Annotated in this window: 21 protein-coding genes; 13 read left to right on the top strand and 8 right to left on the bottom strand. The window is 41.9% G+C overall.

What is annotated here, in order from left to right:
• The first annotated feature begins 188 nt into the window (after positions 1–188).
• The 4 genes from leuA (at position 189) to AWW72_RS14610 (ending at position 4,350) form a co-directional block, all read left to right on the top strand.
• Positions 189–1,886, top strand: a complete 1,698-nt coding sequence (gene leuA / locus AWW72_RS14595; RefSeq protein WP_062847826.1) for a 2-isopropylmalate synthase — start codon at positions 189–191, stop codon at positions 1,884–1,886.
• Between the two features lie 126 nt (positions 1,887–2,012).
• Positions 2,013–3,173 (top strand): homoserine O-succinyltransferase MetX, encoded by a 1,161-nt coding sequence (gene metX / locus AWW72_RS14600; protein WP_004775798.1) that lies wholly within the window; start codon positions 2,013–2,015, stop codon positions 3,171–3,173.
• The gene (gene metW / locus AWW72_RS14605) at positions 3,173–3,766 is read left to right on the top strand and encodes a methionine biosynthesis protein MetW (RefSeq protein ID WP_004775800.1); all 594 of its coding nucleotides are present in this window, start codon (positions 3,173–3,175) and stop codon (positions 3,764–3,766) included. The genes metX and metW overlap by 1 nt, the downstream gene beginning before the upstream one ends.
• Positions 3,763–4,350, top strand: a complete 588-nt coding sequence (locus tag AWW72_RS14610; RefSeq protein ID WP_047430602.1) for a tetratricopeptide repeat protein — start codon at positions 3,763–3,765, stop codon at positions 4,348–4,350. The genes metW and AWW72_RS14610 overlap by 4 nt, the downstream gene beginning before the upstream one ends.
• Before the next feature lie 40 nt (positions 4,351–4,390).
• On the opposite strand, the gene AWW72_RS14615 is transcribed toward AWW72_RS14610, so the two are convergent.
• Positions 4,391–4,924, bottom strand: a complete 534-nt coding sequence (locus AWW72_RS14615) for a hypothetical protein (RefSeq protein WP_047430599.1) — start codon at positions 4,922–4,924, stop codon at positions 4,391–4,393.
• A 185-nt stretch (positions 4,925–5,109) separates the two neighbouring features.
• Here AWW72_RS14615 and rdgB point away from each other — a divergent pair, with 185 nt between their 5' ends.
• On the top strand, positions 5,110–5,733 hold the full coding sequence (gene rdgB, locus AWW72_RS14620; protein ID WP_004775805.1) for an RdgB/HAM1 family non-canonical purine NTP pyrophosphatase: 624 nt from the start codon (positions 5,110–5,112) through the stop codon (positions 5,731–5,733).
• Positions 5,734–5,750: 17 nt separating this feature from the next.
• Here the strand turns inward: rdgB and AWW72_RS14625 are convergent, their stop codons facing one another.
• A complete protein-coding gene (locus AWW72_RS14625; protein ID WP_047430596.1) occupies positions 5,751–6,638 on the bottom strand; it encodes an AEC family transporter in 888 nt (295 codons plus the stop codon).
• A 151-nt stretch (positions 6,639–6,789) separates the two neighbouring features.
• Between AWW72_RS14625 and tatA the strand changes: the two genes are divergently transcribed.
• From tatA to AWW72_RS14645, 4 genes are all read left to right on the top strand, one after another.
• The gene (tatA, locus tag AWW72_RS14630; RefSeq protein ID WP_005259752.1) at positions 6,790–7,005 is read left to right on the top strand and encodes a Sec-independent protein translocase subunit TatA; all 216 of its coding nucleotides are present in this window, start codon (positions 6,790–6,792) and stop codon (positions 7,003–7,005) included.
• Positions 7,006–7,017: 12 nt separating this feature from the next.
• A complete protein-coding gene (gene tatB / locus AWW72_RS14635) occupies positions 7,018–7,461 on the top strand; it encodes a Sec-independent protein translocase protein TatB (RefSeq protein WP_062847827.1) in 444 nt (147 codons plus the stop codon).
• Positions 7,458–8,243 (top strand): twin-arginine translocase subunit TatC, encoded by a 786-nt coding sequence (tatC, locus tag AWW72_RS14640; protein ID WP_062847828.1) that lies wholly within the window; start codon positions 7,458–7,460, stop codon positions 8,241–8,243. Before tatB ends, tatC begins: the two co-directional genes overlap by 4 nt.
• Positions 8,244–8,408: 165 nt before the next feature.
• Positions 8,409–10,598, top strand: a complete 2,190-nt coding sequence (locus tag AWW72_RS14645; protein ID WP_062847829.1) for a PhoX family protein — start codon at positions 8,409–8,411, stop codon at positions 10,596–10,598.
• A 44-nt stretch (positions 10,599–10,642) separates the two neighbouring features.
• On the opposite strand, the gene AWW72_RS14650 is transcribed toward AWW72_RS14645, so the two are convergent.
• Positions 10,643–11,425, bottom strand: coding sequence for an NRDE family protein (locus AWW72_RS14650; RefSeq protein WP_062847830.1), 783 nt, complete (start codon positions 11,423–11,425; stop codon positions 10,643–10,645).
• A 106-nt stretch (positions 11,426–11,531) separates the two neighbouring features.
• Between AWW72_RS14650 and lgt the strand changes: the two genes are divergently transcribed.
• Positions 11,532–12,344 (top strand): prolipoprotein diacylglyceryl transferase, encoded by an 813-nt coding sequence (gene lgt, locus AWW72_RS14655; protein WP_062847831.1) that lies wholly within the window; start codon positions 11,532–11,534, stop codon positions 12,342–12,344.
• 101 nt (positions 12,345–12,445) lie between these two features.
• Positions 12,446–12,811: a hypothetical protein gene (locus AWW72_RS14660; RefSeq protein WP_062847832.1), complete on the top strand. Its 366-nt coding sequence runs from the start codon at positions 12,446–12,448 to the stop codon at positions 12,809–12,811.
• Here AWW72_RS14660 and wrbA read toward each other — a convergent pair.
• Positions 12,808–13,407 carry an NAD(P)H:quinone oxidoreductase gene (gene wrbA, locus AWW72_RS14665; protein ID WP_062847842.1) on the bottom strand — a complete coding sequence of 200 codons (600 nt, stop codon included), beginning with the start codon at positions 13,405–13,407 and terminating at the stop codon, positions 12,808–12,810. The genes AWW72_RS14660 and wrbA overlap by 4 nt on opposite strands.
• Before the next feature lie 113 nt (positions 13,408–13,520).
• Between wrbA and AWW72_RS14670 the strand changes: the two genes are divergently transcribed.
• Positions 13,521–14,771, top strand: a complete 1,251-nt coding sequence (locus tag AWW72_RS14670; protein ID WP_062847833.1) for a YihY family inner membrane protein — start codon at positions 13,521–13,523, stop codon at positions 14,769–14,771.
• Between the two features lie 26 nt (positions 14,772–14,797).
• On the opposite strand, the gene AWW72_RS14675 is transcribed toward AWW72_RS14670, so the two are convergent.
• Positions 14,798–15,703 (bottom strand): DMT family transporter, encoded by a 906-nt coding sequence (locus AWW72_RS14675; RefSeq protein ID WP_062847834.1) that lies wholly within the window; start codon positions 15,701–15,703, stop codon positions 14,798–14,800.
• 107 nt (positions 15,704–15,810) lie between these two features.
• On the opposite strand from AWW72_RS14675, the gene AWW72_RS14680 reads away from it, so the two are divergent.
• Entirely contained in the window at positions 15,811–16,611 is an 801-nt protein-coding gene (locus AWW72_RS14680) for an AraC family transcriptional regulator (RefSeq protein WP_062847835.1), read from the top strand.
• Position 16,612: 1 nt separating this feature from the next.
• Here AWW72_RS14680 and AWW72_RS14685 read toward each other — a convergent pair whose 3' ends face one another.
• The 3 genes from AWW72_RS14685 to AWW72_RS14695 all read right to left on the bottom strand — a co-directional run bounded on the left by AWW72_RS14685 (position 16,613) and on the right by AWW72_RS14695 (position 18,752).
• Complete coding sequence (locus tag AWW72_RS14685) at positions 16,613–17,509, bottom strand: polysaccharide deacetylase family protein (protein ID WP_062847836.1); 897 nt, start codon at positions 17,507–17,509, stop codon at positions 16,613–16,615.
• Positions 17,510–17,579: 70 nt separating this feature from the next.
• Positions 17,580–18,221 (bottom strand): fumarylacetoacetate hydrolase family protein, encoded by a 642-nt coding sequence (locus tag AWW72_RS14690; protein ID WP_004775826.1) that lies wholly within the window; start codon positions 18,219–18,221, stop codon positions 17,580–17,582.
• 33 nt (positions 18,222–18,254) lie between these two features.
• Positions 18,255–18,752, bottom strand: coding sequence for a YcxB family protein (locus tag AWW72_RS14695; protein WP_062847837.1), 498 nt, complete (start codon positions 18,750–18,752; stop codon positions 18,255–18,257).
• Positions 18,753–18,862: the final 110 nt, after the last annotated feature.

Below are 18,862 nucleotides of genomic sequence, written 5' to 3' on the forward strand. Positions count from 1 at the left end.
ATACAACACATCTCGCTGCTGTTCTTCTCCTGATGCTGCGCCTCGCGCGCGTATAAATTTTTTGCCTACATTTTTAGGCACTCGATCCCCAAATTCGCTTTAAATTAATTCTTATAGACACCATATATATTTGTAGCACGTTGCCTTTTATTTGACTCAGCAACCATGCTACGACAAGGAGTTATCTCATGATGTTGGCTGACCCAAGCAAAAAATACCGCCGTATGTACCAACGCGTCGATTTACCAGATCGCCAATGGCCAAATAATGAAATCAATCAAGCGCCAATCTGGATGAGTACTGACCTTCGCGACGGTAATCAGGCAATTTTTGAACCGATGAACATGGATCAAAAATTAAAAATGTTCAAAATGTTGGTCAAGATTGGCTTTAAACATATTGAAATCGGCTTCCCTTCTGCTTCACAAATCGACTTCGATTTCGCCCGTATGTTAATCGAAGAAAATTTGATCCCTGACGATGTGTATATCGAAGTATTGGTGCAAGCACGTGATCATTTGATTGAACGTACTTTTGAGGCATTAGTCGGTGCAGAACGTGCCATCGTGCATATCTACAACTCAAACTCTCCAACATTCCGTAAGAAAGTTTTGAATGTCGATGCCAATGGCTCAAAGCAGCTTGCGATTAATGCAGCAAGTAAAGTTAAAGAATATGCAGTGCAATACCCTGCAACAGAATGGATTTTCCAATACAGTCCTGAATGTTTCTCTGCAACAGAATTAGAAGTTGCCAAAGATGTTTGTGATGCTGTGACTGAGATTTGGGAAGCATCTCCAACCAATAAAGTTATATTGAACTTGCCTGCAACCGTGGAAGTTTCAACGCCGAATGTCTATGCCGATCAAATCGAATGGATGCACCGTAACTTGGCGCGTCGTGATGGCGTGATTATTTCTGTGCATTGTCACAATGACCGTGGTTGCGGTATCGCAGCGTCTGAGTTAGCAATTATGGCAGGTGCTGACCGAGTTGAAGGCTGTGTGTTTGGAAATGGTGAACGTACGGGTAATGTTGACGTTGCTGCAATTGCCTTGAACATGTATACCCAAGGTGTTGCACCAAACTTGGACTTCTCCAATATCAATGAAGTCATTGCAACGGTTGAAGAATGTACGGGTTTACCTGTGCATCCTCGTCATCCATATGCTGGTGATTTAGTCTTTACCGCGTTCTCTGGTTCACATCAGGATGCGATTAAGAAAGGCTTCGAGTTCCAGAAAAACGAAGAAATCTGGGATATGCCTTATTTACCAATCGATCCTAAAGATTTAGGTCGTGACTATGATGCGGTGATCCGTGTGAATAGCCAATCTGGTAAAGGCGGTATTGCTTACTTGTTAGAATCGAATTACAACGTTGCCTTGCCACGTCGTGTTCAAATCGAATTCAGCCAGATCGTACAGCAACATACCGATGAAAATGGTACTGAAATCAGCGCCCATGAAATCTGGTCTTTATTTGAAAAAACCTATGTGGATGTAAAAAACAGTCATTATCACACCAAGCATTATCAATTGTCGGATATTAATGGTACACAAATCATTGAATTAGACGTTGAAATTGACGGCGAAATTCAACGCCTACGCGGTGAAGGCAATGGTCCGATCTCGGCCATGTTAAATGCTTTACAGTTACCAATTGATGTTGTGAATTATGAAGAGCGTAGCATCAGTTCAGGTGCCAATGCCAAAGCCCTTGCCTTGATTGAACTTCAAGTGAAAGGCACAGGTAAGAGCGCTTTCGGTGCTGGCGTACATGACAACATCGTGACCTCATCAATTGAAGCCATTATTGCCTGTACCAACCGTTTGATTGAGCAAGGTGTCTTGACCACAGATCAGGTGGCTGCTGCAGCCGTTTAGATGAGTGAAATATCACATAATCGTCAGTAAAGCTGAGTTGTAATATCAGAAAAAATGACTTTTGAAAGGATACCTGAATTGGTATCCTTTTATTATTAATGATTTATTATAGGGCGAATCATTCCAGTGTCTTTTCCATCGGATTCAGTGGGTTTAGTCACACCACAAAAGTTTCAATTTGAACAACCTCTAGAACTTGAATGTGGTCGAGTATTACCACGTTTTGATTTAATGGTTGAAACCTATGGAACACTCAATGCAGATAAATCAAATGCTATTCTGATTTGTCATGCACTCTCAGGACATCATCATGCCGCAGGCTACCATCATGAAGATGATAAAAAAGCAGGCTGGTGGGATAGCTGTATTGGCCCTGGAAAAGCAATAGATACCGACCATTTCTTTGTTGTTTCATTAAATAATATCGGGGGCTGTAGTGGCTCTACAGGACCAACCTCACCCAACCCTGAAAATGAAAATCGTCCTTATGGTCCAGACTTTCCACTGGTTACCGTGCGCGACTGGGTCAAAACCCAAGCCATGCTTTCTGACCGACTCGGTGTTGAGGTTTGGTATTCCATTATTGGTGGCTCTTTAGGGGGCATGCAAGCCTTACAATGGTCACTAGACTATCCTGATCGCCTAAAAAAATGTGCCGTTATTGCCAGCGCACCAAAATTATCAGCTCAAAATATTGCCTTTAACGAAGTTGCACGCCAATCAATTCTGTCAGACCCAGACTTCCATCATGGGCGTTATCTGGAAAATGACAGCTATCCAAAACGTGGCCTGATTCTGGCACGTATGGTGGGTCATATCACCTACTTGTCTGAAGAAGCCATGAAGCAAAAATTTGGTCGTGACCTCAAGTCAGGCAAATTTATGTATGGTTTCGATGTCGAATTTCAGGTTGAAAGCTATTTGCGTTACCAAGGTGAACAATTCAGTCGCAATTTCGATGCAAATACTTACTTGATTATGACCAAGGCACTGGATTATTTTGACCCTTCCCGTGAATATGAGCATTCTTTAACAAAGGCCATGAGTAAGCCGAAATGCCAATTTTTGGTGATTTCATTTACCACGGACTGGCGTTTTAGTCCAAGCCGTTCACAGGAACTGGTGGATGCGTTGATTGATAATCATAAGCCTGTCAGCTACTTGGATATTGATGCTGAACAAGGCCATGACTCTTTCTTGTTCCCTATTCCACTCTATGTGAAAACACTACGGGCATTTTTAGGTGGAGAACAACAGTTGAAATCGACACGACAGGAGCAGCACTGATGCGTATAGATCAACAACTCGCCGAAAAATGGATTAACCCGAACTCTAGCGTGTTAGACTTAGGCTGTGGTGATGGTGAATTGCTGGCTCATATGAGCAAACAGCACAATATTCGTGCCTATGGGCTAGAAATTGATCAAGAAAAGATTGCAATTGCCATCAGTCGGGGGTTAAATATTATCCAACAGGACTTGAACCTTGGTTTAAGTCGCTTTGCCGACCAGTCTTTTGACTCTGTGGTTATGGCACAAGCTTTGCAAGCTGTAGATGCACCTGATGTATTACTTCGTGATATGGTGCGTGTCGGCAAACAGGCAATTATCACTTTTCCAAACTTTGCGCATTGGAAGACGCGTTCTTTTCTTGCATTGAAAGGGAAAATGCCTGTTTCGGAAGCTTTACCTTATATGTGGTATAACACCCCGAATATTCATTTATGTACTTTCCGCGATTTTGAAGCCTTGTGTGCTGAGAACCGGATTAAAATTATTAATCGACTTGCCGTTAATGGTGACCAACAAGGTAGTATGCTCAGCAAGCATATGCCGAACCTATTTGGTGAAGTCGCAATTTATCGAGTGAGCGCTCTATGAAAAAGACATTAATCAGCACATTTTTATTTGGTCTGATCAGTATACAAGCGCACGCTGACTATGTTGCCCAACCACAATCGGTAGCAACACAGGCAGCGCGATATTCAGTGATGGATATCGGTGGATTACAAAGCGCAGCGAAATCTGGTCAGGCTGGGGCACAGTTTTATTTAGCGACCCGTTACCAGTATGGTAAAGACGTTGCTAAAGATGAGAAACAGGCATTTGCTTTATTCAAGGCCGCAGCGGATCAAGGTTTATCTGCAGCGCAGTTAAATGTTGGCCGTATGTATGCCGATGGTATTGGTACCAAGAAAGATGAAGCTTTAGCGCGTCGTTATTTCGAGAAAGCGGCAAGTAATGGTGATAACCGTGCCAGCTTTAATCTTGCAATGATGGAAGAGCAAAAGAAAAACTATATGGGTGCTTATCAGTGGTATGAGCTTTCAACCCGTGATGGCATGCTCGATACCAAAGTAATCAAACTTTCTGAAGGTAAGAAAACGGCGTTGGCGGCTAACCTGACTCAAGACCAGATCCGTACTGCACGTGACCGTGCTGATAAATGGATTCAAGCGCAATAATCTTAATTGTAAGATTTAGCGAAAATATAAAACCGACTTTCTATGTCGGTTTTATATTTAAGAAATTTAAATCATTGAATTCCTCAATATTGTAATCCACCATAGCAAGAAAAAAATCCTCAAAATTTGGAAATCTATCTATTTCTTCTCCTGCTAGCCATATTACTTGGCCTTCTATTAAAGTTCCTTTAGCACCAATTACAAATAAATCCTTATCAATCAAAGTTGTAGCTATAGGTAAAACACTATTTCTAGTTATATTTTTTTGATCAAAATAAGAATCCTCAATAGCATCTAATAAACCTTTTGCATAGCTCATAAGTGGGCTCGCAATTAGATCAACTGTTCCAAATAAATCAACATATTGATATATTCCTTTCCAACCATTCGCATAACTAAGAAAATTGAAATATAAAGGGTCAGCAAATTTTTCTAAGTATTGCTCTACTTCTAATAACTGTATTTTAGTTGCCGCTACTTCTGGCAAATGATATGGCCAAATATTTTGAATATCAGCCTCATTTATCTTATATTTAACATAAGCCATTTTAGAAATCTGTGTAGGCCAATCCATATCTTCCTCTAAAAATTATTCTTAACTACATCTGATATCATATGAAATATAAAATTAAGTAGAATTAGAAAAATACCATAACTCTAATGGCATTAATATTTTTTTCTTATAACACACATATTCACTACTAATTTCTTAAAAAAATTTCTAAAATTCTACTCAATCTAAGCGAATTTAAAATTTATATGTCTACCCAATCATGGCTCAACCAAGGCAGTCTTGTTCTTGCAAGTAATAACAAAGGCAAAGTGGTCGAATTTGAACACCTCTTTCAACAACTCAATCTTCCTGTTGAAATCATTCCTCAAGGCAAACTGGATATTGAAGATGCAATTGAAGACGGTCTCAGCTTTGTTGAAAATGCCATTATCAAAGCACGCCATGCCTCTAAACTTTCAGGTAAACCAGCCCTAGCAGATGACTCAGGACTTTGTGTTCCAATTCTAGGTGGCGCACCAGGCATCTACTCTGCACGTTATGCAGGCGAACACGGTAATGATGCTGCCAACAACCAAAAACTTTTGGCCGATCTCGCACCCTTCCGTAAAGATGGCGAAGTGATTGAAGGCATGTTTGTTTGCGTACTCGCGCTCGTTACTCATGCAGAAGATCCACTTCCACAAATTTTCCAAGGCATTTGGAAAGGTGAGATTTTAGAGGCAGCTCGTGGCGAAAATGGCTTTGGTTATGACCCTTTATTTTGGCTACCTGAACTCAATGTTTCGAGTGCTGAACTGAGCAAGGCAGAGAAAAATAAGATCAGCCATCGCGGGCAAGCCATGCAGCTGTTTAAAGCAAGTCTAGTTTAAAATACTAAAGTGCCCTCCTAAATGAGGGCACTTTTTACATGCAATAAGATGCCATACAAAATAATGGCCAAACAGCTCACCATTGTTCCTGCCGCAATATATCGGGCTGAAATGCCAGTACCCTGATAATGCGTTTCCAACGCCACAATATTGGCGGCTGGCGGCAAACAGAATAAGAAGAACAAAACAGGAAGCAATAACTTAAGCTGTGGAATCGGGATCAAATAATAAGTCATGGCGCAGATCAGCACGCCACACAATAATTTCAACATCAGCGTACGCGTAATTAAAAGTAGATCTACAAAATGTACCCGAGTATGCCTCAGCCACATTCCTAAAATACACATGCCAGCAAAGCTCATCCCAAACTTGGCAATCTCATATATCCCTTCTAACAGCATATTTCCTTCTAGGCGCTGAACTCCCAGAAGCCACAAGATAAAGGCAATCAATAAGGCAAGCACAGGAGGTGATTTTATAACTTTATGTAGCGTTGCGAGATGATTCGCCGGTCCTTCTGAAACGGCTGCAACTGCCCAGATATTGCCAAATAATGAACCACCGATATATAGCGCAATCATGGCAGCGCTGACCTGTTCGCCAAATAAGGCAATGGCAAATGGAAAGCCTAACCAGCCGATATTGCTATAGCTAAAACACAGCGCTTGTAAACGATCTTTTGAATAATAAGCAAATAGATAAAACAGAATAATGGAAGAGAGAAAACTAAACAGAATCAGCGCAAAACTGCCGGCCTGATAAAACACCATATTGTAAATAATCACAACTGGAATAAATAAGCGCGCCAATAAGGATGACAAGACTTTCTTACACTTCTCCGCAAGCTTAAATTGAGCAAGCAACAAGCCGAAAATGAAGGCACTGAGTGGAAGAATAAAAGTCATATTATCTAATTTTGATCGCTTATTTGGCAGCTGTATATGCTAGCACTGTTTTGGGTTGTGCCGATGTTTGTCTTAAAACTGCAATATAAGTGTCACATCTTTGTCATGCCTAGCTGTTGAGATATATCCAAAGTTTTATAGGAATAAAATTATGGCTGGTTTATCGATTTGGCATGTGCTGATTTTTGCAATCGTGGTGATTTTACTTTTCGGTACATCGAAGCTTAAAAACTTAGGTAAAGATGTCGGTGGCGCGGTTAAAGATTTTAAAAAATCGATGAAAGAAGATGAAGTCGCGACGCCTTTAAATGAACCTCGCACCATTGATGCTCAAGTTAAAAATACTGAAAGCTCGGTAAAAAGCTAAGCGAGTACGACTATGCTGAATATTGGAATGTCCGAACTTTTTGTGTTCGGCATTATCGCTTTACTCGTGCTTGGGCCAGATAAGCTGCCAGAAGCAGCTCGTTTTGCTGGTAAGTGGTATGCAAAAATAAAACGTATGATCAGCAATGTTCAGAATGATATTGATCGTGAACTTCGTCTTTCGGAGCTACGAGAACAGATGCAGCAGGAAATGCAGCGAATCACTGAGCTAGAACAAAAAATGCAGGCTCAAATCGCCGAGTTAGAACAGCAAAAAAATATCAGTTTAGAAGCAGAAACTTCAACACAACTGCAAAAAACAATACAACATCCACATTATCATTATTTAACGACGACACGATCTTCAGTCTATATTACACAGCATGTCACGTTCACTGACCCAATTCCTCAAATCGATCCAACTCTCTCGATTCCTGAATTAAAGGTGGCTGTATGAGTGCACCCTCAACATCTCAACTTCCTCATTCAAACTTGAATGACAGCGAGCAAGATATTCCGCTGGAAGAGATGCCAATCACCAAGCATTTGATGATTCTTCGCCAACATCTCTTTAAAATTGTTGGAATATTACTACTTTTATTCTTTTGTTTATTGCCTTTTGCCAATCGCACTTATCAACTACTTTCAGAGCCATTAAGAGCACAACTACCTGCAAGCTCATCGATGATTGCCACAGATGTAACTGCAACATTTATGGCGCCGTTTAAACTGAATTTTTTTGTGGCCTTGATGCTGGCAATGCCTTTTATCATTTACCAGATCTGGTCTTTTGCAAAACCAGCGTTATATGAAAAAGAAAAAAGTCTGGCCATTCCCCTATTACTGAGCAGTATTACCTTATTTTATACAGGGATTGCTTTTGCTTATTTCATTGCACTCCCTTCAATTCTGCATTTCTTTATTAGCGTGTCGCCTGAAACTGTTGCACCAATGACAGATATTAATAGCTATCTAGCATTTTGCTTAAAGCTATTTCTTGTCTTTGGTTTAACCTTTGAAATTCCAGTAATTACCCTTCTGCTCATTCTGATTGGTGTCGTCAGTACACAAAGTCTGATCGAGAAAAGACGCTTTATTGTCGTGGGTTGTTTCTTTATTGCCATGTTTGTTACACCACCCGATGCAATTTCGATGATCATGCTCGCTGTTCCTATGTGGCTCTTATTTGAATTGGGCTTATTCTTCGGAAAAATAATCGAAAAAAGAAAAACAGCATAAGTAAAACAAAATTTAAAAACAGGTCTCAGACCTGTTTTTTTATTGTCATTTATCCATTGATTTTTCACAAATCTGTCATACAAGTGTCAATGCTTCGTCACATTAAAACACTAAGTTTATGGGGGGCAAACTTTTAGAACAACTGTCATTATTTAGGAATTTTCCATGACCGAGCTATCGCCATATCATGAAGATCAAGAGTTGGACAACAATACATCTGACAACATCCATTTCAGAGATATTCTAGAACAACATATTAGCCGTCGTAGCTTAATTAGCAAAACGGCAAGCGGGGCTGTTGCATTAACACTTGCATCAACATTAACAGGCTGTAATGACGACGATAATTCAAATAATAATGGAACGCCAACGACACCGACCAATCCAGATAAAAAACCAGAAAAATTAACATTTAATGCGGTTGCAAAAAATCTAAATGATATCGTAACGGTTCCTGAAGGCTATCAAGCCACTGTTTTATATGCTTTAGGTGATTCAATTAACCCTGCTTATCCTGAGTGGGATGACAACAATATTCCTTCTGGCCCAAGCTTCCAGTTCCGTTCAGGTGACTGCCATGACGGTATGCACTTTTTTGGCTTAAATGCAGCAACACAACGTTTTGACGAAAGTGTATCTGATCGTGGTTTATTGGTCATGAACCATGAATACATCAACCCAACCTTCTTACATCCTAAAGGCCCAACCAAAGTTGATGGTCGTCGTCCAGAAGATGAAGTCATTCGTGAAGTAAATGCACACGGCGTGTCAGTCATTGAAATTAAAAAAGACCAGAGCACCCAGAAAGTCGAAGTTGTTAAAAATTCGGTTTTCAACCGTCGTATCACTGGTTCTACCGTGATGGATTTTGCAGGCGTTGCAGCTGGTTCAACGCTATTGGCAACAGGATATTCTCCTGCTGGCCGTCAAACACGTGGCACCCACAATAATTGTGGTAATGGCTATACACCGTGGGGCACATACCTGACGACTGAAGAAAACTTTATCGGTTATTTCGCTCGTAGTGCAGGCGACGATGCGTTGCGCCGTCCAGAGGAAATCATTGCTTTAAAACGTTATGGTTTAAAAGCTGGCTCAAGCTCACGCTACGCGTGGGAAACAGCAAAAGGCAGTGTAGAATCACAAGACTTATATGACCGCTGGAATGCAGATGTAAAAACGGATACAGCAAGCTCAGACTATCGTAATGGCCCAAATACATTTGGCTGGATGGTTGAAATTGATCCGTTTGATGGTCGCCAAAACCCAGTGAAACGTACTTCTTTAGGCCGTTTCGCTCATGAAGATAGCGCATGCCGTGCAGTTGCAGGCCAACCACTTGCCTTCTATATGGGTGATGACTCACGCGGTGAATATATCTATAAATTTGTATCTGATGCGAAATGGGATACGAAAGATGTAAATGGCGGTTACCGTGCTGGCGATAAATACATGAATGCTGGCAAACTTTATGTTGCCAAGTTCAATAACGATGGTTCAGGTCAATGGATCGAATTAAGTTATGGAAAAAATGGATTAGATCAAAGCAACACAGTTTATCCATTTAGCTCACAGGCAGATGTTGTTACATTTGCACGTTTAGCAGCAGATTCTGTTGGCGCAACCAAAATGGACCGTCCAGAATGGTGTACGGTAAATCCAGAAAATGGCGAAATCTACGTCACTTTAACCAATAACTCAAACCGCGGTTCAAGCTATCCAACAGATGCAGCCAACCCACGTGCTTACGAAGACCTTTATAACAATGAAAAAGTTCAAAAGGGCAACGTAAATGGTCATATTATCCGTTTCCGCGAAACGGGTGACCTGACCACGGCTGAAAGCTTCAAATGGGATATTTACTTATTTGGTGCAGAAGCATCAATGGCGTCAAATATCAACCTTTCAGGTTTGACAGATAATAACGATTTATCTAGCCCAGATGGTATGTGGTTTGACCCTCGTGGTGTACTTTGGATTCAAACTGATGACGGTGCTTATACAGATGTAACCAACTGTATGATGTTAGCTGCATTACCTGGCCAGATTGGTGATGGTACTAAAGCAACAACATCAAACGGCACAGAGACACTCGTTGGGAAAAAAGTAACTGATGATACACTCCGTCGCTTCCTGACTGGGCCAAAAGAGTGTGAGATTACAGGTATTGCGATGACACCAGATTACAAAGCCATTTTCATTAATGTGCAACATCCTGGTGAAGACTCAGCGGACTATGCAACACCAAATAGTCACTGGCCTGCAACACAAACTAATCCTGGTAATACAACTGCTCGCCCACGTTCAGCAACAGTCGTAATCACACGTAAAGATGGTGGTGTAATCGCAGGATAATCCTTCGATCCACTCAAAAATGCCGACTCTATGTCGGCATTTTTTTATTTCTGTAAATCTACACTTAATTCAACAATCTCACCCTGCTCTTCTCCTTGCTGAGATTTTTCCAGCCATTGCCATTGTGTTGGCGTAAGTCGTAAAAAGTTAGAGCATCGCGTTCCATATACAGGACTCTGGATAAAAGTTGAAGACAATAAAGCTTCCATTTCTGTACTAATACCAGTGTCAGGTAATAAATCCGGAATGACTTTGCGCTCATCCTCCAAAATATCCCAAGCCGCATGTCTGAGTTCAGATTCCAGAATCTGGGGTTGTTGCAACATCGGTAAAAACTCTTGAGTAAAGCGCTTGCGCAAATGTCTGGTCTTTTGCCAATCTTCGGACATTAGACCATTGGACACTACGTATACCCCATTCGCCAGCACTTGAGGTGCCTCCCCACGGTTACTCATGTAAACTGCCTGTTCCCGATCTCCAACAAATAGGTTGAATCCCGCATAGTCCTGCTGTTGTTGTTCCAATTGCTGTGCAAAACGAATCGGTGCCAAATCACTTTTCAGAAAAGATTGAATCAGATGCCCACGTGACGTTGTATAGGATTGTTGATCCCGACCATTTCGGAAATTAGTCAGGATGGCCCATCGCCCTGATGCAGTTACACCCATCCATGTGCCGCCTGACTGTAAGTCCTGCCCAGCCACAATCACATGATTTGGCCACTGATGTAGGCTTGCACTGGGACGGTGATAGAATTCATCACGATTTGAAAGTAAGCATAATGGCATCTCATCCAGCACATGCCATGCGAAAGCGACAATACACATTGATTTGGTTCTCACATCTTTACACATTGAATGTACAACATTTTTCACATCATTCCGCTACAATCTGATCAAAACTTAATTCCAAATTCTAAATTGAGGAACAGCAATGCTGACCTATCCAAATATTGATCCAGTTGCGCTGAGCTTAGGACCAGTCAAGGTGCACTGGTATGGACTCATGTATCTCTTGGCTTTTCTATGTGCTTGGGGTTTAGCATCATATCGCGCTAAACAACGTGATGGCTGGACTGCCGATATGGTTTCAGATCTAGTCTTTTACGGAGCGCTGGGCGTTGTGCTGGGTGGTCGTGTAGGCTATGTGCTGTTTTATGAGTTCAGTAAGTTTCTGGAAAATCCGCTCTGGTTATTTCAAGTCTGGACAGGTGGCATGAGCTTCCACGGTGGTTTCCTCGGCGTCATGATTGCAATGTTGTTCTGGTGTAAAAAATACCAGAAGACATGGTTTCAAACTTTGGACTTTATCGCACCATGTGTACCAACAGGTTTAATGTTTGGACGTTTTGGTAACTTTATCGGTGGGGAGCTCTACGGTCGTCAGGTTCAAGATCCAAACTATCCTTTCGGGATGATTTTTCCGACAGACCCATTAGGTCTGGTACGCCATCCTTCACAAATCTACCAAGCCATCTGTGAAGGGCTGATCCTGTTTATCGTGCTGTGGTGGTTTAGTTCTAAGCCACGTCCACGTATGGCGGTTTCTGCACTGTTCCTGACTGGATATGGTGTCGCACGCTTCTTTATGGAATTCTTCCGTCAACCCGATGCTGACCAAGGCTTTATCTTGTTTGGCTGGATGACCAAAGGCCAGATCCTCAGTTTCCCGATGATCATCATTGGTCTGTGGATGATCTGGTATGCCTATCGTCGAAACATCTACGACTGGCAGTTAAAGAAATAACAGGATGGGAGCTTAGGCTCCCATTTTTTTGCTCTTTATAAAATACGAATAAAAAGCGTATAGTGATTTTATAAAATAACGATTCCCAACGAGCGAAGGTGATGTCAGATCACAGTTCAGGTTTTAAAATCCACCAACTCGTTCTCTCACGATCACCCTTACACTTGAATCGGGAGATTGTGACAGAAATAGAAAAAAGACTTGGCCTTTCATTCCTTAATGAAGATGAGCCGCATCGGGTGTGTTTTGCCAATCAAAATGCTGAACTGCAAGATGCCTATAAACAGGTTTTCAGTGCAATCGACCTGCTTGATTATGTTTATGCCATGGTGATCTCAGAACAAGGCAATCTCGATAAAATATCGCTGCTCAGTGAAAATCAGAGCTTGATTGCCTATCCAACCGATCCTCTACAATTTTGGCAATTGGTTCGAGTCGGACAAAATTACCGTCGTTCGATGCATTAAAGTTTTCCAGCCAGTGCTTTTACAACTTCACCCAAACGTTTGCCTTGTGCTTCACACAAAACCTTTTCATCTTGACTCAGGCTTTGGTCATGGCGTGGTCCGCTGACATGACTCGCACCATACGGCGTTCCACCAGTTTTGGTATTCGACAATGCTGGAATTGAGTTCGGTAAGCCCAAGATCATCATGCCGTGATGAAACAACGGTGGCAGCATCGTCAATAAAGTACTTTCCTGCCCGCCATGCATTGAACCTGAAGAGGTGAAGACACATGCAGGTTTATTATGCAAAGCACCATTCAACCATAAGCTGGTGGTTTGATCCCAAAAGTACTTCATTTCGCTGGCCATATTGCCAAAACGGGTCGGTGAACCCAACGCTAAACCTGAGCAATGCGTCAGATCATCCAGACTACAATAAATGTCACCATCTTCTGGAATACTGGCCTCAGCCTGAATCACCACCGTCGCCAAGTTGGGCACGGTTCGGATGCGTGCAGTCACACCCGCAGCTTCAATTCCATCGGCGATGAGGTGCGCCATTTGCTTAGTTGAACCATATTTACTGTAATAAAGAACAAGAACGTAAGGTTGCATCACTTTCAAGAATTTTGTTAAAAAGAACACTATACGACATTTTATACATTTTAGGCTGTTACAAGTCCTGTGCTTTCACAGGATTTTTATTAAAAATAATTAGGATAGAACCCATGATCTTACACCGTTATCTAAAAAAACTGCCTTTTTTAGAAAAAACATGGTTTCAATTTATTGTGTTTGTGTTACGGCGTTTTGAAGCTGACCGCTGTCGAGAACAAGCAGGAGGACTGACCTATACCACCCTGTTTGCAGTCGTACCAATGTTGACTGTTTTTCTGGTGATTATCTCCTCCATTAAAGCATTAGAACCAGCTCGGCAACAGCTACAACAACTGATTTATAGTAACTTTTTACCGAAAAGCACCATTGCCTTTGATAAGGCCTTAAATGCATTTACCGAGAAGTCCAGTAACCTCACAGTGATTGGTGTGCTGTTCCTGTTTGTCACTACCGTCCTGATGCTGACCTCTATTGAGAATGTATTTAACCGGATCTGGCGGGTGAAAGAGACCCGTACTGGTCTGGTCGGTTTTATGCGTTACTGGACCATTATTTCACTGGGGCCGATCGTATTAGGCAGTGCTTTTGTACTGTCTTCCACAGTCGCTTCGATGAGTATTCTCAGCAATAATTTTGCAGGCTATCAGCTGGATGGTGCATTCCTGCTCTGGCTGATCTCGTTTTTACTGACTATTGTTGGTTTCTTCATTTTATACTGGACCATTCCCAACCGTATTGTCCCAGTATTTTCAGCCTTTATTGCGGCCTGTTTTAGTGCGACGGTATTTGAAGTTCTAAAACGTTTTTTTGGCTGGGTCATGAGCAACTTCACCAGCTATGAAATTGTCTATGGTGCATTTGCTGCGGTGCCAATTTTCCTACTCTGGATTTACCTCTCCTGGAATATTATTTTACTGGGTGTGGAAATCAGTTATGCCCTCACCGCATTCCATTCTGGAAAAGAACAGAAACGCCATCCAATCTTGATGTTACTCGACATTCTGGAACTATTTTATAAGAAGCAACAGATTGGACAAAGTGTCAGTGAGAAAGAGCTGTTGAATATTATTGGGCGTGGTGAATTAGGTCGTTTACCTGCTTATATCCTACAATTGGAACAGCAAAACCTGATTATGCGTACCGATAAAGATGAATATGTACTGGTTCGTAATTTAGCACAGGTTGATTTCTGGAGCTTCTTTACCGCCCTTCCTTATCCATTGCCATTACGTAATGATGTTGAGCATATTCACCAAGATGATGAATGGATGGAACGACTCGGCCCATCCCTGATTGAAAGTAATGATTATTTAGCTGCCAAGCTCTCTATTCCGCTTTCCACCATCTTTGAACAAAAATAGTCAAAAGGCCTCAATCGAGGCCTTTTTTATTTCCTGAGCCAGCCTTGCAAACTGACCACCACAATTCCAAGTAACACCAGCGCTGAACCAATCACAAAATTCAGTTCAATTCTTTCACCCAGTAACCACACGCCAAAGGCCATACCAAATAACGGGGTCAGAAAGGAAAAAACGCCCAATCGGGAAGCCAGATAATTGCGTAATAACCAGAACCACGCCAGAAAACTGGCAAAGGATACAATCAAGGTATGAAAGGCCAAGCTGCCGATCACCAGCGGGGTAAAATGAATCGTGGCTTGTCCAAGGAATATAGCCAAGCCAAACAATAGGACAAAACTACCTGCCAGTTGATAGAACAAGGTTTGCGTGACGGCGGCTTGTGCCAGAGAAGATAAACGCACCGTAATCGTGGTTGCAGCCCAAGCAATACTCGCTGCCAGCGCCAGTAAATCGCCCCATAACATTTGCTGTTCTAACTGCGTTACACCCTGATTTGCTCGCATGAAAGTGACCACAATCCCTAAAAAAGCAATCGCAATACCGCCCCACTGCAACATACTTAAACGCTCGGAAGGAAGCTTCCAGTGCAGCCCCAAAGCCACAAAGATCGGTGCGGTATACAACAGCACCACCGCATGAGATGCAGACGTCCATTGCAAAGCTTGCGCCAGCAGAAAGAACTCTAATGAAAACAGAAAAGCGACCAATGCGCCTGCTTTGAGATTCTGACGATTGAATAACTGACTGGCTTTATCCAGATATAACAAAGGCAACAACAGAACAGCAGACAAACCAGAACGTAATGCAATCTGCATTAAGGGCGAAATATCGGGAGCTGCCATTTTTAAAATGACTTGTTGTAAGCCCCAGATCATACACAGTACGATCATCAGACCTGATGCGGTTGCATCTAATGCTTTGCGCTCATCCATAGCACGCTCCCAATTCTATAATTTGAGAACCAATATAAGACTGTCAGATTTTCATGATATAGTGAAAATCTGACAAGACATGCGTGTTTTCGGGCAATTCTCATCTTATGAAAAAGTCAGCACAAAGGATTCAGGATTTTCAGGCCATTCCGACCTACAATGATATTCCTGCGCCGTTATGGTTAAGCGTTCGGGATGCCCCCGCAGAGACTTTTTATCCTAAACATGCTCATGCCTGGGGTGAGTTTATTTATGCTTTTGATGGCGTACTTGAAGTCAATATTGAGCAAATCAATTACCTTACGCCTCCACCCTATGGCATCTGGCTACCGCCACATGTGCAACATAGCGGGATTAACCGTAATGATGTGACCTATTGTACGCTTTATATCCATGAGTCTTTATGCCAACGGATGCCGCAACAGGCAGGGATTTTACTCTCCGCACCACTGGTTTCTGCGCTGCTGGAACATATTCGTCATCATTCATTTTCAGAACAAGATCCAGAATATATACGCCTTCTACATGTTTTACTGGACACGTTAACGCATGCCGAACTGGTCGGTAGTTATTTGCCTACCACTCAACATCCAGCACTGGCGAAGATCCTGACCCATTTACATGAATTTCCTGCCGATAACAGTACCCTTGAACAACTCGCACATATGATCAATATGACCGAGCGAACCTTAGCGCGTTATAGCCAAAAAGAATTGGGGATGTCACTGCATGAGTGGCGGCAACGTTTAAAAGTCATGAAAGCCATGTCGATGCTGAATCAGGGCAAAACCATTGAGAGTATTGCTCTAGATCTAGGCTATGCCAGCTCATCGGCTTTTATTTATATGTTTAAACGCTGGATGCATTTCACGCCCGATCAGTTTCGCAAGCTCTATCAAGGTCGTTAGATCAAGGCAAATCAAAACGTTTTAAATTGTCCTGTTCGTAAGGTGCATCTTCAGCTGGATAACGTAACTTTGCCTGACCTTTTTGCTTCGCCAATGACCAGATCAAACTTTCTCTAGCAGGCAAAATATCAGGATGTTGCTGATACAAAGGATCGGTATAAGCTTGCTCAGTCTCAATCCATTGCCAACCTTGTTTTTCGAACGCTTCAATCACGTCATTCAAAAATGCAGCATTAATCGCATTTACATGGAGTAGCAGCACATGCTTTGGAGAATAGCCAATCGTTTCAACAGCCAGCTGATCATAATAGGCAGCCCGATCAAGTAAATGGGCAATATACGCTTGTTTTAATCGTTCAAGTTGAGCTGTATTTTTCTGTTTCTGATAAGACAAATATTTCAGATTATAAAACCAATCACTGGCATCGATACTTACCGCACCCGACTGATAGCCCTGCTGTTTTAAGTATTGGGCAACGCTATCCCGCTTTTCCTGAGTATTGCCTTCTTTTAAGAAGGGATAACGATATCTGGCAACCCAACCCTCTAAAGGACGAAAAACCTGCTCCGCACGCTGAATACCCGCAATGTACTGCTGACTAGAGATTTGATCTTTATTGAGGTTGAGATGTAATTCGCTATGATTACCAATCCGATGACCTTGTCTACCCCACTCCTTGACCAACTGTAAACCAGCATAATCCCCAATTTTAATCACACTTGGGTAAATCATACTTTTGAGCTGATGCTGTTTAAGCTGTTGTAAAATTTGCTGATTAATCTGAGTCGCTTGCGCATTCAGATCAGGATTTACGCCATCATCAAAACTGAATGCAAGCTGTTTCGCATGGCTGATGGTGGTCATTAAACATAGTGCGACATATAGCCATGTTTTCATTCTATTTTTCTCATTGTTAAAAAATGGCGCTGATATTTTCATAGCAGCGCCATTTTATTGATGGTGATGATTATGCTTTTACAAAGCTATCCCAATCATATTCACCAGACTGGGTAATCAGTTTCATGGTCAACTGATCATTAGCACGTAAAGCGCCTACACCTGCGGGTGTGCCCGTCATAATCACATCACCTGCTTCCAGACTAAAACATTGATTGATCTCAACCAGTAATGCTCCAATATCCCGAATCATGTCTTTGCTAAAACCATGCTGACGCTCAACGCCATTAATGGTGAAAATGAGTTCCAACTCTTGCAAGTCGCCCACTTCATCCGCTTCGATCCAGTCCGCCAAAAGACAGGCACCATCAAATGCTTTGGCACGCTCCCATGGCTCACCTTTGGCTTTTAAATCCCCTTGCAAATCACGCAAGGTTAAATCTAACCCTAAAGTCACTGCACCGATCGCTTCTAAAGCTTTGGCAGGATCAGTTTCCTGAGATAGAGGATGGGTGATTTTCAAACAGATTTCACATTCATAATGACACTCACCTAAAGCCTGATTCCAACTAATTCCTTGCGATAAAGGACTCAAACTGCTGGGTGGCTTGATAAATAAGATCGCACGATCAGGAATAGGGTTACCTAATTCTTTCGCATGTTCAGCATAATTTCGGCCTACACACACAATTTTTGAAGGACGTGTACTCATGAATGTTCCTTGTTCTTTGAACCGCTGATAAGTTTACTTTTTAAAACTATTTTCAAATTTGGTTTGATCTGCTGAATTTTCAAATGCACGCTTCGGTACAATGATGACCGTATGACTTTTCAGTTCCAGCATATAAGTCAGCTTGCCAATTGCAAAGGATTGTACCTCGGCATATTGAGCTCTCTGGGTTTTACCTGTTGAATACAGCTCAAAATGATCCTGATATAAATCAACACCCTGTTCACTTTTCCCAAATTGATAACGTACAAACTGGCGCTTAAATAACATGGGCAATAACCAGTAGCGCATCACACCCTGCATAATCAGAAAAAAAGCACCCAGCGCAACATAATAACGCCCTACCCCAGAGAAGCCTAAATAAACGCCCCACAGGATAATGGCAATACTAATCACGGGAGTCAGAAAACGACTAAACGTCTTTTTACCAAAAGTGACCAGAGCAAAACCATCTTGTGATTCTTCCAGATTCAGATAATAGCGCACAGAGACTGTTGGACGTTGTTCAGACATTTTTAAATTTCTAACATTTGAAAAAACTGACCTATTAGAACATAAATGCTTCGCGGGGAAATCACATTTATGGCGTTTTGATACAAAATTTAAATGTGAGATTCAAATGG

Origin of the sequence: Acinetobacter sp. NRRL B-65365 (genome assembly GCF_001605865.1) — a bacterium.
Lineage (GTDB): Bacteria > Pseudomonadota > Gammaproteobacteria > Pseudomonadales > Moraxellaceae > Acinetobacter > Acinetobacter vivianii.

Excerpts from the sequence above, each read along its gene's own strand:
- AWW72_RS14690 (WP_004775826.1), bottom strand. The coding sequence starts at position 18,221 with ATGAGTACACGTCCTTCAAAAATTGTGTGTGTAGGCCGAAATTATGCT.
- AWW72_RS14670 (WP_062847833.1), top strand. The coding sequence starts at position 13,521 with ATGATCTTACACCGTTATCTAAAAAAACTGCCTTTTTTAGAAAAAACA.
- AWW72_RS14660 (WP_062847832.1), top strand. The coding sequence starts at position 12,446 with ATGTCAGATCACAGTTCAGGTTTTAAAATCCACCAACTCGTTCTCTCA.
- wrbA (WP_062847842.1), bottom strand. The coding sequence starts at position 13,407 with ATGCAACCTTACGTTCTTGTTCTTTATTACAGTAAATATGGTTCAACT.
- AWW72_RS14685 (WP_062847836.1), bottom strand. The coding sequence starts at position 17,509 with ATGAAAACATGGCTATATGTCGCACTATGTTTAATGACCACCATCAGC.
- rdgB (WP_004775805.1), top strand. The coding sequence starts at position 5,110 with ATGTCTACCCAATCATGGCTCAACCAAGGCAGTCTTGTTCTTGCAAGT.
- lgt (WP_062847831.1), top strand. The coding sequence starts at position 11,532 with ATGCTGACCTATCCAAATATTGATCCAGTTGCGCTGAGCTTAGGACCA.
- AWW72_RS14625 (WP_047430596.1), bottom strand. The coding sequence starts at position 6,638 with ATGACTTTTATTCTTCCACTCAGTGCCTTCATTTTCGGCTTGTTGCTT.
- AWW72_RS14645 (WP_062847829.1), top strand. The coding sequence starts at position 8,409 with ATGACCGAGCTATCGCCATATCATGAAGATCAAGAGTTGGACAACAAT.
- AWW72_RS14650 (WP_062847830.1), bottom strand. The coding sequence starts at position 11,425 with ATGTGTATTGTCGCTTTCGCATGGCATGTGCTGGATGAGATGCCATTA.
- tatA (WP_005259752.1), top strand. The coding sequence starts at position 6,790 with ATGGCTGGTTTATCGATTTGGCATGTGCTGATTTTTGCAATCGTGGTG.
- AWW72_RS14675 (WP_062847834.1), bottom strand. The coding sequence starts at position 15,703 with ATGGATGAGCGCAAAGCATTAGATGCAACCGCATCAGGTCTGATGATC.
- AWW72_RS14615 (WP_047430599.1), bottom strand. The coding sequence starts at position 4,924 with ATGGATTGGCCTACACAGATTTCTAAAATGGCTTATGTTAAATATAAG.
- tatB (WP_062847827.1), top strand. The coding sequence starts at position 7,018 with ATGCTGAATATTGGAATGTCCGAACTTTTTGTGTTCGGCATTATCGCT.
- tatC (WP_062847828.1), top strand. The coding sequence starts at position 7,458 with ATGAGTGCACCCTCAACATCTCAACTTCCTCATTCAAACTTGAATGAC.
- AWW72_RS14680 (WP_062847835.1), top strand. The coding sequence starts at position 15,811 with ATGAAAAAGTCAGCACAAAGGATTCAGGATTTTCAGGCCATTCCGACC.
- AWW72_RS14610 (WP_047430602.1), top strand. The coding sequence starts at position 3,763 with ATGAAAAAGACATTAATCAGCACATTTTTATTTGGTCTGATCAGTATA.
- leuA (WP_062847826.1), top strand. The coding sequence starts at position 189 with ATGATGTTGGCTGACCCAAGCAAAAAATACCGCCGTATGTACCAACGC.
- metW (WP_004775800.1), top strand. The coding sequence starts at position 3,173 with ATGCGTATAGATCAACAACTCGCCGAAAAATGGATTAACCCGAACTCT.
- AWW72_RS14695 (WP_062847837.1), bottom strand. The coding sequence starts at position 18,752 with ATGTCTGAACAACGTCCAACAGTCTCTGTGCGCTATTATCTGAATCTG.